The 14,480-nt window shown below is 33.6% G+C and carries 16 protein-coding genes; 7 read left to right on the top strand and 9 right to left on the bottom strand.

The window, feature by feature from the left end:
- Positions 1-39: 39 nt before the first annotated feature.
- The 5 genes from aroE (at position 40) to argA (ending at position 5,219) form a co-directional block, all read left to right on the top strand.
- Entirely contained in the window at positions 40-870 is an 831-nt protein-coding gene (gene aroE / locus A9G47_RS05360; protein WP_065568316.1) for a shikimate dehydrogenase, read from the top strand.
- A 162-nt stretch (positions 871-1,032) separates the two neighbouring features.
- The gene (locus A9G47_RS05355) at positions 1,033-1,386 is read left to right on the top strand and encodes an Aca2/YdiL-like domain-containing protein (protein ID WP_065568317.1); all 354 of its coding nucleotides are present in this window, start codon (positions 1,033-1,035) and stop codon (positions 1,384-1,386) included.
- Between the two features lie 218 nt (positions 1,387-1,604).
- Positions 1,605-2,117, top strand: a complete 513-nt coding sequence (gene aroL / locus A9G47_RS05350; RefSeq protein ID WP_065642368.1) for a shikimate kinase AroL — start codon at positions 1,605-1,607, stop codon at positions 2,115-2,117.
- A gap of 273 nt (positions 2,118-2,390) precedes the next feature.
- Positions 2,391-3,587: an MFS transporter gene (locus A9G47_RS05345; protein WP_065580892.1), complete on the top strand. Its 1,197-nt coding sequence runs from the start codon at positions 2,391-2,393 to the stop codon at positions 3,585-3,587.
- 303 nt (positions 3,588-3,890) lie between these two features.
- The gene (argA, locus tag A9G47_RS05340) at positions 3,891-5,219 is read left to right on the top strand and encodes an amino-acid N-acetyltransferase (protein ID WP_065568320.1); all 1,329 of its coding nucleotides are present in this window, start codon (positions 3,891-3,893) and stop codon (positions 5,217-5,219) included.
- 90 nt (positions 5,220-5,309) lie between these two features.
- Here argA and A9G47_RS05335 read toward each other — a convergent pair whose 3' ends face one another.
- The 9 genes from A9G47_RS05335 to A9G47_RS05295 form a co-directional block, all read right to left on the bottom strand.
- Positions 5,310-6,281, bottom strand: a complete 972-nt coding sequence (locus A9G47_RS05335) for a sugar-binding transcriptional regulator (RefSeq protein WP_065568321.1) — start codon at positions 6,279-6,281, stop codon at positions 5,310-5,312.
- Positions 6,282-6,405: 124 nt separating this feature from the next.
- Positions 6,406-7,644: a zinc-binding dehydrogenase gene (locus tag A9G47_RS05330; protein WP_065642367.1), complete on the bottom strand. Its 1,239-nt coding sequence runs from the start codon at positions 7,642-7,644 to the stop codon at positions 6,406-6,408.
- A gap of 162 nt (positions 7,645-7,806) precedes the next feature.
- Entirely contained in the window at positions 7,807-8,637 is an 831-nt protein-coding gene (locus A9G47_RS05325) for a mannose/fructose/sorbose PTS transporter subunit IID (RefSeq protein ID WP_065642366.1), read from the bottom strand.
- A 16-nt stretch (positions 8,638-8,653) separates the two neighbouring features.
- Positions 8,654-9,472 carry a PTS mannose/fructose/sorbose transporter subunit IIC gene (locus A9G47_RS05320; RefSeq protein ID WP_065588857.1) on the bottom strand — a complete coding sequence of 273 codons (819 nt, stop codon included), beginning with the start codon at positions 9,470-9,472 and terminating at the stop codon, positions 8,654-8,656.
- A gap of 45 nt (positions 9,473-9,517) precedes the next feature.
- On the bottom strand, positions 9,518-9,991 hold the full coding sequence (locus tag A9G47_RS05315) for a PTS system mannose/fructose/N-acetylgalactosamine-transporter subunit IIB (protein WP_065642365.1): 474 nt from the start codon (positions 9,989-9,991) through the stop codon (positions 9,518-9,520).
- Position 9,992: 1 nt separating this feature from the next.
- Complete coding sequence (locus tag A9G47_RS05310) at positions 9,993-10,412, bottom strand: PTS sugar transporter subunit IIA (RefSeq protein ID WP_065568326.1); 420 nt, start codon at positions 10,410-10,412, stop codon at positions 9,993-9,995.
- 281 nt (positions 10,413-10,693) lie between these two features.
- Positions 10,694-11,362: a DNA mismatch repair endonuclease MutH gene (mutH, locus tag A9G47_RS05305; RefSeq protein ID WP_065568327.1), complete on the bottom strand. Its 669-nt coding sequence runs from the start codon at positions 11,360-11,362 to the stop codon at positions 10,694-10,696.
- An 80-nt stretch (positions 11,363-11,442) separates the two neighbouring features.
- Positions 11,443-11,991: an NADPH-dependent FMN reductase gene (locus A9G47_RS05300; protein ID WP_065568328.1), complete on the bottom strand. Its 549-nt coding sequence runs from the start codon at positions 11,989-11,991 to the stop codon at positions 11,443-11,445.
- A gap of 71 nt (positions 11,992-12,062) precedes the next feature.
- Entirely contained in the window at positions 12,063-12,599 is a 537-nt protein-coding gene (locus A9G47_RS05295; RefSeq protein WP_065568329.1) for a Dps family protein, read from the bottom strand.
- Between the two features lie 257 nt (positions 12,600-12,856).
- Between A9G47_RS05295 and srlA the strand changes: the two genes are divergently transcribed.
- Both srlA and srlE read left to right on the top strand, forming a co-directional pair.
- Complete coding sequence (gene srlA, locus A9G47_RS05290; RefSeq protein WP_065568330.1) at positions 12,857-13,405, top strand: PTS glucitol/sorbitol transporter subunit IIC; 549 nt, start codon at positions 12,857-12,859, stop codon at positions 13,403-13,405.
- A 28-nt stretch (positions 13,406-13,433) separates the two neighbouring features.
- On the top strand, positions 13,434-14,441 hold the full coding sequence (gene srlE / locus A9G47_RS05285) for a PTS glucitol/sorbitol transporter subunit IIB (protein ID WP_065568331.1): 1,008 nt from the start codon (positions 13,434-13,436) through the stop codon (positions 14,439-14,441).
- The last annotated feature ends 39 nt before the right edge of the window (positions 14,442-14,480 follow it).

The raw sequence follows: 14,480 nt of genomic DNA, 5'->3' as shown, positions 1-14,480 counted from the left end.
TCGCTTTTATCTATTAGATCTAATTTTCAAGGAGATTGTATGAGCCAGTTCACGCCATATAGTATATACGGCATTATCGGTTATCCGTTAGGGCATAGTATGAGCCCTCTTATTCATACTACATCATTTCAAGATTATGGTATTCCTGCCGTTTTAGTGCCTTTTGCTACGCCACCTGAAGAAATATCAACACTATTTAAATCAGTAAGACTATTAAATATTAGAGGGTTATGTGTCACTATTCCACATAAGCAGGCTATTATTCCTTATTTAGACGAAGTAACTGAGCATGTCAAAAAAGCAGGGGCAGCTAATTTAGTTTATTGGAATGGCGATAAGCTTTGTGGCGATAATACGGATATTGTTGGCTTTATGCAGCCACTGGAACAAAAGAAATTACCTGTTGAATATAAAAAAGTTTTATTACTAGGAGCGGGAGGCGCAGCACGTGCTGCTGTTGTTGGATTGCAAGACCTTGGTTATACCGAAATTACTGTGACAGACATTATGCTCGACTCAGCCAAAGCATTAGCAAAAGAGTTCAATCTAAAAGCAATAGCTTGGGAAGAACGCAGCCAAGTTGAAGCACAAATTATTATTAATTCTACCCCATTAGGTATGCAAGGTAAATTTGAAGATCAGACGCCTTATGAACAGGCTTGGTTTAAAGGGAAAGGCTTGGCGTATGATATTGTCTATACACCATACAATACTCGATTTAGACAAGAAGCAGAAAAAGCGGGCTGGGAATCGATATCAGGGCGTGAAATGTTTATTGGTCAAGCAAATGCTCAATTTAAAATTTGGACAGGAAAAGATCTTTCTGAACGAGCAAAACAATCTGTAATTGATGCTTTAGCCGGAAAATAATTACTCAACAGACAAACACATCTAACGACATTGGAATTAGCTGTGTTTTTTATAATTTTATCATTATATTAGTGATCACTAACTCGCTGCATTAATGAATTAGTTTAATAAAAATTAGCACATTAAGTGGATAGAGCAAAAACATTATAATAAGGAGTATTTATGACTAGCGTAGAATTGCAAGCGTATCGTCGTTTTCTTATGATAAAAGTGTCAGAAGCAAGCGAATATATTGGAAAAACAGATACAAATACATGGCTTGATTGGGAAAAAGGTATAGCACCTGTGCCCAAATTTATTGTAACGGCTATGCAAGAGCTAAAAAAGCTTCGAACCGAAAAAATTAATCTTATCATTAATAGCATCAATGATCGTGTTGGTAGTAATACTATTCGCTATTTTATGACATATGAAGAGTTTAAAAAGGTAAATCCAGAGCTTGACATCATTCAATGGCGACTACATCAATCGATTGCCACAGAGCTTTATTTCCGAGGTTTAGAAAAACTATGCTAATTAACTTAATCAAGATTATTTTAGGAGCCTAATAGAGTATATTTACAACTAATGTAAATTTTAATTTACAAATTTAAGTTAAAAAATTTTAGTTAATTGATTAAAAAATAAATATTTTTTCAATTGTATAGATAATGTGTAAAAATATGTTGCAAAAACAAATGTGAATCACTAGCATGGTGACTATATTCTGTAAATCTAAAAGGGCAGAACCCAATATGAATAAAACAATTTTTTTAGTTGGTGCTAGAGCTGCGGGTAAAACAACAATGGGAAAAATGTTAGCTGACAAGTTATCGTTTTCTTTTGTTGATACTGACAAGCATTTATTTGAAACCACTCAAAAAACAGTAGCTGAAATTGTTGAAAAAGAAGGTTGGGAAGGATTCAGAGCAAGAGAAAGCCAAGTACTTGTTGATATAGCTAAACCAAATCATGTTATTGCAACTGGTGGAGGAATGGTATTAGCTGAGCATAACCGAGATTTTATGAAACAAAATGGTACGGTTATCTTTTTATCAGCACCTGCAGCAACACTAGCAGCGCGTTTAATGAAAGATCCTAATGTTGCTCAGCGCCCATCACTAACGGGTTTGTCTATTTTTGATGAAATGGAAAAGGTATTAACTGAAAGACTACCTTTATATCATGAGGCTGCACATTATGAGGTCAATGTTGATCAAGATGAAAACTTGGTTCTCACGAAAATCCTTGAAATGCTTAAGCGTTAAATTTAGCCAAAATATTACCTAAAAAGTGGTGTTGTTTAATAAAAGCAAATAATCAATTTAATAAAGAATTCTATATAAATTTATATCTTAATTAAACTTTTGCTATTCTATCTAAAAAACAGCAAAGCCTTGTTCTTCAGGACAAGGATAATGCCAATTAGGAATAAAGAAGGTACAAGTTAAGCAACAAATTTATACTGGCTATCTTTTTGATTAATAATTATATATTTAAATAAAATTAAAATGTTATGTTGTACATATGGAGCACGACACATGGATAATCAAAAAGTCAATTCTTATGGAATTGTTGGATCTATTTATGCTAACTATATTATTCAAAGCATTGCATTAATTGTGATTATGCAATTTTCTCAATCGCTTTCACAGCAATTAAATACTGATATAGTTGGGCTTGGTTATGTTGCATCAGGTATAGGCATTGGCAAGATATGTTTAATGTTTGTTGGTGGTGTGCTATCCGATAAGTTTGGCAGAAAGTTATTTATTTATCTTGGTATGACTTGTTATGCTATCTTCTTTATTGGAATGATTTTTTGCACTAATATTAATATTGCATATTGTTTAGCAATTGCTATTGGGGTAGGCAACTCTTTTTTAGATACAGGTTCAATGCCTGCACTGACTGAATGTTTTCCTCGCTCAGCGGGTTCGGCAAGTGTGCTAATAAAAGCATTTATTTCTATTGGCACCCTAATTCTTCCATTAATTGCTACTTTCTTTTATGCGAATCAAATATGGTATGGTTGGGCATTTCTTGGTTTTACTGCTTATTTAGTCATTAATGGCTTATTATTGCCAAAACAATTTCCTCATAAAGATACAGTAATTAAAGGATACCAAGGGGAAGTAAATTATTTTAAATCTAATCCTGCATTTGGCTGTGAAGGTATTTTATTGATTTTGATGGGATTTACAACAACAGCCACATTTGTCATTATTTTGCAATGGCTGCCGACTATAGCTATTAAAGGTGTTAATATGAGTGATATTGATGCTAAACAGCTTATAAGTTATTATAGCGTAGCATCGATTATTTCTGTATTTGTTACTGCTTTTGTTGTAAAACATTTATTAAAACCGATCTTTTGCATCATTATTTTGCCTGCTTTGTCTGCGTTGGTATTAATTATTTTTTATTTTCATATCTCGCCAGTAATGTGTGTTATAGCTGCAATTGGTATGGGATTTACTGCTGCTGGGGGGGTGCTACAATTAACTTTGGTTGTGATGCAACAAATGTTTCCAACTCGTAAAGGTCTTGCTGTCGGTTGTATGTATACTTTTAGCGGATTAGCGTTTGTTGTTATACCACTTATCGTACCCAAATTAACCATGATCAATGTAAGTTATGCTATTTTAATTGACTTTTTTATCGCATTATCAAGTGTCATATTTGGCTCAATTATTTTTTATCGTTTTAAAAAGGTGATTGATTTTACAAAAATATAAATCACAAGCTTCATGAATAGAAAACAAAATAATTGATTATAATTAATCTTATTTGTAGTTAAAAAATAGCCAGTATTTTATATCAGGAGCATGGAAGCAATAGCATGCTCCTTATTTAGCTAGCGATTAAGCCTCTATCTTCTGACCTTTCATATCTTTATTAAATATCACAATATGGGCACTTGGCTTATATCTTCATAAAAATTACTCTTACAAATATTTATAAAAATACCTTGCTATTAAATTAAAAATAAATAAAAATACATAAAATATGAATAAATATTCATTTGAGGCGGTGTAAAAATGAAAGAACGTACCACTGAATTAGTTGATGGATTAAGACATTCGGTACCGTATATTAATGCACATCATGGCAAAACGTTTGTAATTTTGCTTACAGGTGCAGTATTAAAAAGTAATAATTATTCAAGCATTATCAGTGATATTGGCTTACTCTATAGTCTTGGTATTAAACTTGTTATTGTCAATGGCGCACGCAACCAAATTGACGAATCCCTTAAAAATTATAATATTAAACCTAAATACTATAAAAATACTCGCATCACTGATGCAATCACGCTAGATATTATTAAGCAAGTTACTGGGCTATTGCAGCTTAATATTACAGCCAGTTTATCTATGAGCTTAAATAACACGCCGTTACAAGGAGCTCACATTAGTGTTGTCAGTGGTAACTTTGTTATTGCGCAACCTTTGGGGATTGATGATGGTGTTGATTATTGTCATACAGGAAAAATTCGTCGTATTAACAAAGAGGCTATTGAACAGCAGTTAGCGCGAGGATCTATTGTACTATTGGGGCCTGTTGGGGTATCGGTTACTGGTGAAAGTTTTAATTTAGCGTCAGAAGATGTTGCTGCTGAAGTTGCTATTCGCTTAAAAGCGGATAAATTAATCAGTTTTTGTGCTGAGCAAGGTGTTTTAGATGAGCATGGTCTGGTTATCACTGATCTTTATCCTATTGACGCTGACAATTATGTCAATCAAAAAGAGCAACAAGGAAAACATTTATCGAGCGAATCACGCTTTTTACGAGCCGCGGCGAAAGCATGCCGTAACGGAGTAAGACGAAGTCATTTAGTCAGTTATTTGCTAGATGGATCTATTTTACAAGAATTATTTTCGCGTGATGGGATTGGAACACAAGTTTCTATGGAGCATTCTGAGCAGATTCGCTTAGCAACGATTAATGATATTGGGGGGATTTTAGAGCTTATTCGCCCACTTGAAGAACAAGGTATTTTAGTCAAACGCTCACGTGAACAATTAGAGATTGAGATTGACAAATTTACTATTATTGAACGTGATAACATGACAATTGGATGTGCAGCGCTTTATCCTTACCCAGAAGAAAAAATGGGTGAAATGGCTTGCGTTGCTATTCACCCACAGTATCGCAATTCGTCTCGTGGTGATTTATTAATAGAAAAAATAGTCGAAACAGCTAATAATTTAGGATTAGAAAAAATATTTGTCTTAACGACACGTAGCATTCACTGGTTTAGAGAAAAAGGATTCTATCCAGCTGAAGTGGATGATTTGCCAATTAAAAAGAAACAACTCTATAATTACCAAAGAAACTCAAAAATTTTAATGTTTGATATTTCATAGTTTTTTATAACGTACTGCTTCATAGGCAATATTACTAAGTAATAAAGACTGAAGTAAATCAAACTATTGGCAAATCATTTTAGTTGAAAATTAGTCTATTAATTGTGTTGCCATTTCATCACTAACTACCAATATATCAATATAATTTCCATTTAGTGCCGCAATTAAACTATTGATTTTTTCCGGATCACCACTCGCACATATTTTTAAAGGAATTTTTTTCAGATTATCCAATGTTACCCCGATAATTTGTTTACAAAATGGTGTTGCTAATTCATTTCCCTTTTGATCGAAAAAATGAGATAGAATATCTCCTACAATTTTTTTATTAGCAATCGTTTGAAACAACTCGCCATAAAAGCCATACCAAATAGAACTTTTGGAGATAGCAGGACAACCCACACTAAAAAGCCCTATTGTAATTTTACTCCACCAATCTTTTAACTCTCTCATATGTTGAGTTTTTTCAATTTCTAATTTTAATTTTTCAGTATCAACAATGGCAGGGTAATCAATAAGTATAGCCTTACTATTTAATTTGTTGGATAGTTTGTAAGCAATATTGTTGACATGGTATTTTGTTTCAATTTTTCCCGAAGGTCCGCCAATCATTGGTACAATGGTTGTATTTTTAAATTTGATGTTGTCATTTTTTAAACAATTAACAATATAATTAATAGTGCGACCCCATGAAATGCCAATGATATCGCCATCATGAATATTCTTGAATAATACATTTGCAGCAACATTACAGACAATCTGATTTTTGCTGTCATTATTAATATTTTGATTGACTGGTACAACAATAACTTGTTTTAAATTAAATTTATTAAGAATTTCTTCTTCTAATGCAATGTTGGGTAGTAAATCGTAGTTAATTGATATAGAAACAATGCCTAATTCTCGTATTACTTTTAACATTCGACTAATGCTTGATCTATGTATGTTTACGATTTTGGCTATTTCGGATTGAGTTTTATTTTCTTCATAATAGAGTTGAGCAATTTTTACTAATAACTTGTGTTGCTCAAAATCGTAGTTACCAAGGTTGTTATTAATCATGGTGATATTATCTTATTAGTCATGGTTTTTAAAAATCACTATCTATTTCAAAAATACCAATGCCATTTATGATACTTCATAAAATGGCATTTTGATGTAGTTAAAGTATACCAAAAAATTAAAACTAAATATCAGGAAAATGACTTAATACAAAATCTTCCGCTTCTTTTGACCAAATACCATGATTTTTATCTAATATTTTTTTCAATGTAATATCATCAGCGTTATCGGTTAAAGAATCTAAGCCTTTTATTTCAAATTTTTTATGAGTATAAACCAATTTTTTTCCGCCTTTAATTTCATTTTGTCTTTGGGTGATTTGACAAGCTTGATCAATTCCCATTATATGAGACACAATTTTAGCAACATCAACCTTACCCGATTCGATTAGTTTAACGGCTGAATGCATATCATCAGGATTTCCTCCAGAAGTTCCAACAATATGCGTAAAATTATAATGAACATCATAAAAATTAATTTCAGCCTCAAAATTTTTATTTTGGGGACCAGCAAAAAAATTCAAGCAACCATCAAAAGCTAATAATTGCGATGCTAAATGAATCAAATCTTTTGATGGTAAAAAGATAAAGATATCATCAAAACAGTTTTTGGAAGATGTATTTTGTAATAAAGACAATTGATCTTCACTATCAGATATATCAATAAATTCAAGCTCAACGCCATTGCGTGATGGGTATAATTTTTTCAATAGTGCTATTTTTTCTTTACTTCTCCCTGTGACAACTACTTTTTGAGGTTTTATGTCCCCTCCCAAAGCGTAGTCTATTGCCAGCATACCCATTGGACCGGTCCCCCCTAATATGAGCAGTTCTCCATTAGGCTTTATCCCCATAAGATGATCATAACTATTTGGCTTTAAATGATAGTTAGCATTAAATGCACCAATAACACAAGATAAAGGTTCAACTAATGCACCTTCAAAATACGTTTTTCCATCATAAGGAATTAAACAATTTTGTTTTAATACGTCATGATTAACAATCATATAAGTTGCACATCCGCCTGTATTTGGATATGAATAACCAACACAATAAGGGCTATCTATAAGTTGTAAGTTAGCTTGTATAACGTATTTTTGTCCTTTTTTAAACTTATGTTGCCAATTTTTACCTACTTGCACAATATCGCCGCAGCATTCATGTCCAATAATGATTGGGTTGTTTTTTAGATCTGGTGGTGTTTTCTTATGATTTTCACCTTGATTTACTAGCTTTAAGGAAGACATGCAGATGCTATCCACAATGACAGACACTAATACTTCATCATCGGATATAGGTGGAAGCTCAAAAGATTCTAACCGAAGATCATTTTTTCCGTATAATCTAACTGCTTGAGTTTTCATACATTCCTCTTTAATAAATTAAACTTTATACAAATTTAACTTCAATATTGTTTAAATACCTAGTGATACTAGTAGTTGTAAGAAAAAACTGTATTTATAACAAATTGTTGTAATTTTTTGATTCAAAATGAGACTTAATTTTTTAAGATTTTTATTGGCATTTTAAGCTAAAATACCTAATCCATAGCCAATGATACCCACAGCAAATAAGGCAAAAATTAAGATAATTGGGCTGACTTTTTTTCTGAGTAACTTCATTGTTAACAATGTTAGCCCCAAGGGGAGTAAGCCGGGCACAAGATCGTTAAGTATACCTTGTACTGTCATAACGATTTCATTACCATTCGCATCGGTTGTTTTAGATACCACTAATGGAATATTTATTGAAGTCCATTTTGTCACGAGTACACCCATAATAAATAAACCAAGAATAGATGCACCTTCAGTCATTTTAGGTAAAATATTACCCGAAAGATCTTTAACAATACCTATTCCTTTCGATAATCCATAGGTTAAGCCATACCATTTCATAGCAAGTCTGAACAAATTAAATAAAACAAAAAATAATAATGGACCAGCAATATTACCTGTGAGTGCTAAAGATGCACCAAGTGCCGCAGTGATAGGACGCAATGTGCCCCATACTAGAGGATCGCCAACGCCAGCTAAAGGTCCCATTAACCCAATTTTTAGGCTATTGATTGTTCCATCATTAATTGGTGCACCATTTGCTTTTGCTTCTTCCATCGCTATTGTTACGCCAAGCACAGGTCCACACATTGCTGGGGTCGTGTTGAAAAAAGATAAATGCCTTTTTAATGCTTGACGTTGCTCATCTTTAGTGTGATAAATTCGTTTGATTGTTGGAATCATATCTACACAAAAAGCAAGTGCGTGTATACGTTCATAATTAAAAGAGGCTTGTTGAAAATTAGAACGAATGAATGTACTAATCACGTCTTTTTTTTGAACGGTTTTTAATGTCTTTTCCATAATAAATCCTTATAAGTTAATCGTCTAATTCATCATCGGTAATTGTTTGATTGGTATTTGTTGCTTGATTTGCAAATTTGTTATTATTTGGTATTACATTAAATTTTGGATTTAATTGAACATAAATAATGGCAAAAATAACTGCTAAAATACCAAATGAAAGTAAACTAAAATTTAAATACCCACCTAGAACAAAACCTAAATAGAAAAATGGGGCTAAATATTTAACAATCATCATGTTTAACACCATTGCATAACCGACAACAACGATAAATCCACCAGCTACGGAAAGCCCACCAGTGACAATATCTGGCAACATGTTTAATAAGGATTGAACAGTGCTTGCATCAACATAAATTGCAACAATAGAGGCAGGGATAGAGACTCTTAATGCTTGTACAAAAAGCGCACTAAAATGGAGTAATTCAATTTTTCGAAATTGAACCTTTTCAGCTGCTTTATCTGCCTCATGCTGAAATATCACTGTAATGGTTCTTGCAAAAACAGTTAATATTTGTCCTGCTGCTGCGACGGGAAGGGCTATAGCTATTCCTGTTTGAATATCTTGCTTTCCTACAATAACTAAGGTTGTTGAAATTACACTAGCTAATGCTGAATCTGGTGATTGTGCTGCTCCTATATTCATCCACCCCAATGCTATAAGTTCAAGAGTTCCTCCTAAAATAACCCCTGTTTTTATATCTCCCAATATTAAGCCGATCATAGTGCATGCAATCAATGGACGGTGAGTTTGAAACTCATCAAGCACACTTCCCATCCCTGCGATACACGAGAAAATAAAAATCAATATGATTTGAAGTACTGAAATGTCCATGTGTTTCTCCTACCATTTATTGTGTTAGTTAGTATGACTAACCGTCTAGATAAGTTCGATAAAATCAACATTCGGATCAGTAATGACGACTTTTAAGCACAGGTTGATACCCATCTCATGCATTTTTTTGAATGCAGATATGTCGTTTTTGTCAACAGAAACGGCTTTGGTAATTTGTTTCTTCCCCTCTTTAAACGACATTCCTCCAATATTAACCTCTTTAATAGGAACCCCCGCATTGATTAATCTCAAAACATCGGTTGGGTTGGTGAAAAGGTAAAAAACAGTATCATTTTCATATTTAGGGTTTTTATAGACCGCAGCGGCTTTATCAATACTAATCACCGAAACTTTAATTCCAGGAGGTGCAGCTTGTTTAACTAGAGTTGAACGTATTTCATCATTAGCGACCTCATCACAGACAATGATAATTCTTTCTGCTTTAGCTTCTTTTGTCCAAACGGTGGTAACTTGACCATGAATTAATCGATCATCAATACGAACTAAATTTATAATCATTTTATAATTCCTCTTCTGGAGATATGCTTTTAGATAATGATTTGAAAGATCTAATAAAATCTAATTTAACTTCACCTAATTGTTCATATACGGTTTCAATATTGATAAGTGAAAAATCAAGATTTAATAGTTCTAAACAAAGGGGCAAAGACAAACCACTGATGACTTCTATACTATCTGATTGCATAGCTAGCATGGCCGCTGCGTTATAAGGGCTACCAGAAAATATATCGGTAATAATGACAAACTGTTTGCTTTCAGATTGATTAATAATTTTTAGATATTTATCTTTTAAATCATCAATGCTATTTCCTGGTTCAAAAGTTATTGAATGTAAATTAGGATATTGGCCTGCAATCATTTCAATACTATTTTTCATTTCATGGGCAATTTTCCCGTGTCCAGCTAAAATAATGTTCATTTAAAATCCCTCACAAATTCTCTTTTTCAATCACAAATGTTGAAGTAACTTTATATTCACATATGCTCAAAGTAAATCATAAATGTGAAAAAATGTGATGAAGGTAGTATTTTTGTGAAAATGAGAGTAAAGAAGTTATTTATTTTTTAGTGAGAGATTGAACTATTGTCAAAAATTTCAATAGTTAGGTAAGAGTTGGTATTAAAAGCACATATAACCAGTATATTCTGTTATACGATCAATATTTTCAACTATAAATCATTCTATTGCACTTAAAATGACTATCGTATTAACGCTTGCAATATTTGCATAGTAAATGTTTTTTTTAAATAAAACCCACGTGGGCGAGTTAAAATAATTTCACCATTTTCACCAATTGCTTCGGTGAGCGCTTGCCCATTGGCTGCCTTTGGTCTAATTTGTAGATAAGTACCGTATCTTGCAGTAATTTTTTCAACTTGCCCTAGTGCTATCATATCCATTAATTCTTGCCAATCCTGTTTAAGCTGTTGTTCTTGTGCTTGAGTGGGTGTCCATAAAATCGGGTTACCCACTTTTCGATCAATAAGCGGAATTGTTCTTTCCCCTTCAATTGGAACCCATAACACTTTGGCGAGTTTATATTTTACATGGCTTGTCTCCCAAATAACACCATGATTAGCCATTAATGGCGTAACACTGACAAAGGTGGTTTCTAAAGGTTTACCTTGTTTATCAACGGGAATTGTTTTTAGCTCAATACCTAGATTAGCAAAATCGCGCTCAGCTTTACTGCCCGCATTTGCACCTAAAATAGTTTCGATAAGATTACCAACCCAACCTTTTTGTTTATTTAAATTATCGGGTATTGGAATGTTTAAATATTGTGCTATATCTCCAAAAGAATATCCTGCAACTAATTGTGCACGATCTAATAGTTCTTGTTCGCTCTTGGGAATAGATAATGTCATTACAGCGGAATATAAATTGATTTACCGAATAAAATACACAGCCAAATCATTTTGGCTGTGATAATGAAAATGTATATCAATTAGCTTAGTTTTTCAACCCAAGCAGCATAAGAGTTAATAAATAATGACAAAAATTCTTTGCTTTTTTCGGTAACATTGCCTTGATCATCAAAAGCCGCACTTACACTGCCAAAATAAGCTTCAGGTTGTTGTAATGTTGGCATGTCAAGAAATACTAATGATTGACGTAGCTGATGGTTAGCCCCAAACCCACCAATTGCACCTTGTGAAACAGAAATAATTGCAGCAGGCTTTTTAGACCAGATACTTTTACCATAAGGTCGAGAACCCACATCAATTGCATTTTTGATAACGGCGGGTAAGCCACGATTATACTCAGGCGTTACAAAAATGGCGCCTTGACAATTAGCTATTTCTTGACGAAAACGAGTATAAGAGGCAGGAGGGGCATCAGTATCAATATCTTCATTATATAAAGGTAAATCCCCAATTTGGATAATTTGTAATGAAAGTGATGGTGGTGCGATTTTTTGGAAAACTTTTGCTACTTTTAAGTTATAAGAGTCTTTACGCAAACTTCCTACTAATACAGCAATTTTTTTACTCATCTTAAATCTCCACATATTTTTAATAAGAGGCATAATCAATGCCTCTTATTATTATCATTAATAATTATTTATTAATGTCCTGATGAGTCGACTTTTCGGCCGGCTTCAAATAAGAACCATGCACGCTTTTCAGTTTGATCAATCCATTCTTCAATTAAACTTGCAGTAGCAGTGTCGTTATATTTATCACAGATATCATGCGCTACACGCATGCGTTCTGTCAATCTTACGTTATCTTGGCAAAGTTCAGCAAGCATATCTGATGGCTCAACAAAATCAGCATCGTTATCAGCAATGCTTTGCAATTTACCAATATGACCGATTGAACGAAGTGTTGTGCCACCTAACTTACGTACACGTTCGGCAATTGGATCTGTCATTGCAAATAGCTCTTCACCTTGATCATCTAGCATTAAATGATAGTCACGAAAGTGTGGACCACTAACGTGCCAATGAAAGTTTTTGGTTTTTAAATATAGAGCAAATACATCTGCTAAAACAGAATTCATTGCTCCAGAAATATCTTTTGATGCCTTTTGACCTAAATCAGTTGGAAACAAAATCGCTGCTTGTTGTAGCTTTTTAGCAGAAGTCGTACTTTTAGCCATGATATATTCTCCTTAAAGTGAATAATAAATACCCGTATTGCTAAAATTACGCCAACTTAAGGTTAATGTCCAATAAAAAAACATTAATTTTTTACTATCATTGCTATTTTATTAACCTATTACTTTTCTCATTTCTTTTTATTTGAAATATTATTTTTCAAAATGAAATAAAATATTTTAAATTGTGATCATCTTAAAAGTTTTTTGTTTCTAGAGTTGATAGTATTTTCCCGAAATTTAACTTAATAGGAGACAACATGATTGATGCTATTTCATTTGGTGCCGAGTGGTTTATTGGCTTATTCCAAGAAGGAGGCAAAGTATTTATGGGAATGGTAACTAACATTTTGCCATTATTAATTTCATTACTTGTAGTGATGAATGCAGTGATTAAATTTATAGGGCAGGAACGTATCGAACGTTTAGCGCAAGCATGTGCAGGTAACCCAATTTCTAGATATTTATTACTACCGCTCATTGGAACTTTTGTTTTTTGTAACCCAATGACATTAAGTTTGGGGCGCTTTATGCCAGAGTTTTACAAACCAAGTTATTATGCTGCTTCTTCTTATAGTTGCCATTCAATGAATGGGTTATTTCCACACGTCAATCCAGGTGAACTTTTTGTATATTTGGGTGTGGCAGCGGGTTTAACTACATTACATTTACCTTTAGGTCCTCTTGCTGTGAGTTATTTCCTTGTCGGTTTGGCTACTAACTTCTTTAGAGGTTGGATCACAGACTTTTGCACTGTCATTTTTGAGCGAAAAATGGGTATTAAATTAGCAAGAACAGTTCATCTATAAAAAAATGATAATGATAAGGAATACAAAAATGACTAAATTTATTCATATCGAAAAAGGCGAAGCGGGTTGGGGGGGGCCTTTGGATCTTCCTATTATTGCAGGAAAAAAGATTGTCTATATTGCTGCTGGTACTCGCCCAGCGATTGTTGACACCCTCGTGGAGTTAACTGGATGGAAAGCCATTGATGGTTTCAAAGAGGGAGAACCACCTAAAGAGGAAATTGGCGTAGCTGTTATTGACTGTGGTGGAACATTACGTTGTGGTATTTATCCCAAAAACCGAGTGCCAACGATTAATATTCATGCAACAGGTAAATCTGGTCCATTAGCTCAATATATCGTTGAAGATATCTATGTTTCAGCAGTAAAACCTCAAAATATTTCATTGATAGAAAAAGATAGTGATGTTGCAGATGAAACCTCATCAATAGTTAAAGAATCACAAATAAATAATAATTTGTCTGAATTTAAGGAATATGACAGCAGTAAAAAAATTACAGAACAAAGTGATGGATTATTAGCAAAAATCGGTATAGGCATGGGATCTGGCGTTGCAATTTTTTTCCAAGCTGGTCGTGATACTATTGATACAGTACTTAAAACAATACTTCCTTTTATGGCGTTTGTATCGGCATTAATCGGGATCATTATTGCATCTGGGTTAGGCAACCTTATTGCACATGGATTGGTTCCGTTAGCCAACAACCCTATAGGACTTATTATATTAGCCTTGATCTGTTCTTTCCCATTGCTTTCTCCGTTCCTCGGCCCTGGCGCGGTTATTGCCCAAGTTATTGGTACTTTAGTTGGTGTACAAATTGGGCTTGGCAATATTCCGCCTCATTTAGCATTGCCAGCGTTGTTTGCAATTAATGCACAAGCGGCATGTGATTTTATTCCTGTTGGTTTATCGCTTGCTGAAGCCAAGCAAGATACGGTGAGAGTGGGTGTGCCATCTGTATTGGTTAGTCGTTTTTTAACAGGTGCACCAACAGTATTAATCGCATGGGCGGTTTCGTTATTTATATACCAATAAATTGTTTTAAAGGTCAGGGCATCTGCCCCTAATTTAAAA

It is taken from the genome of Gilliamella sp. WF3-4, assembly GCF_001690275.1.
GTDB lineage: Bacteria > Pseudomonadota > Gammaproteobacteria > Enterobacterales > Orbaceae > Gilliamella > Gilliamella apicola_C.
Note: the sequence above shows the minus strand (reverse complement) of the source record. Positions and strands in the feature narration are given on the sequence as shown.

Excerpts from the sequence above, each read along its gene's own strand:
- mutH (WP_065568327.1), bottom strand. The coding sequence starts at position 11,362 with ATGACATTATCTATTCCCAAGAGCGAACAAGAACTATTAGATCGTGCA.
- A9G47_RS05320 (WP_065588857.1), bottom strand. The coding sequence starts at position 9,472 with ATGGACATTTCAGTACTTCAAATCATATTGATTTTTATTTTCTCGTGT.
- A9G47_RS05300 (WP_065568328.1), bottom strand. The coding sequence starts at position 11,991 with ATGAGTAAAAAAATTGCTGTATTAGTAGGAAGTTTGCGTAAAGACTCT.
- srlA (WP_065568330.1), top strand. The coding sequence starts at position 12,857 with ATGATTGATGCTATTTCATTTGGTGCCGAGTGGTTTATTGGCTTATTC.
- aroE (WP_065568316.1), top strand. The coding sequence starts at position 40 with ATGAGCCAGTTCACGCCATATAGTATATACGGCATTATCGGTTATCCG.
- srlE (WP_065568331.1), top strand. The coding sequence starts at position 13,434 with ATGACTAAATTTATTCATATCGAAAAAGGCGAAGCGGGTTGGGGGGGG.
- A9G47_RS05335 (WP_065568321.1), bottom strand. The coding sequence starts at position 6,281 with ATGATTAATAACAACCTTGGTAACTACGATTTTGAGCAACACAAGTTA.
- A9G47_RS05315 (WP_065642365.1), bottom strand. The coding sequence starts at position 9,991 with ATGATTATAAATTTAGTTCGTATTGATGATCGATTAATTCATGGTCAA.
- argA (WP_065568320.1), top strand. The coding sequence starts at position 3,891 with ATGAAAGAACGTACCACTGAATTAGTTGATGGATTAAGACATTCGGTA.
- A9G47_RS05345 (WP_065580892.1), top strand. The coding sequence starts at position 2,391 with ATGGATAATCAAAAAGTCAATTCTTATGGAATTGTTGGATCTATTTAT.
- A9G47_RS05355 (WP_065568317.1), top strand. The coding sequence starts at position 1,033 with ATGACTAGCGTAGAATTGCAAGCGTATCGTCGTTTTCTTATGATAAAA.
- A9G47_RS05325 (WP_065642366.1), bottom strand. The coding sequence starts at position 8,637 with ATGGAAAAGACATTAAAAACCGTTCAAAAAAAAGACGTGATTAGTACA.
- A9G47_RS05295 (WP_065568329.1), bottom strand. The coding sequence starts at position 12,599 with ATGGCTAAAAGTACGACTTCTGCTAAAAAGCTACAACAAGCAGCGATT.
- aroL (WP_065642368.1), top strand. The coding sequence starts at position 1,605 with ATGAATAAAACAATTTTTTTAGTTGGTGCTAGAGCTGCGGGTAAAACA.
- A9G47_RS05310 (WP_065568326.1), bottom strand. The coding sequence starts at position 10,412 with ATGAACATTATTTTAGCTGGACACGGGAAAATTGCCCATGAAATGAAA.
- A9G47_RS05330 (WP_065642367.1), bottom strand. The coding sequence starts at position 7,644 with ATGAAAACTCAAGCAGTTAGATTATACGGAAAAAATGATCTTCGGTTA.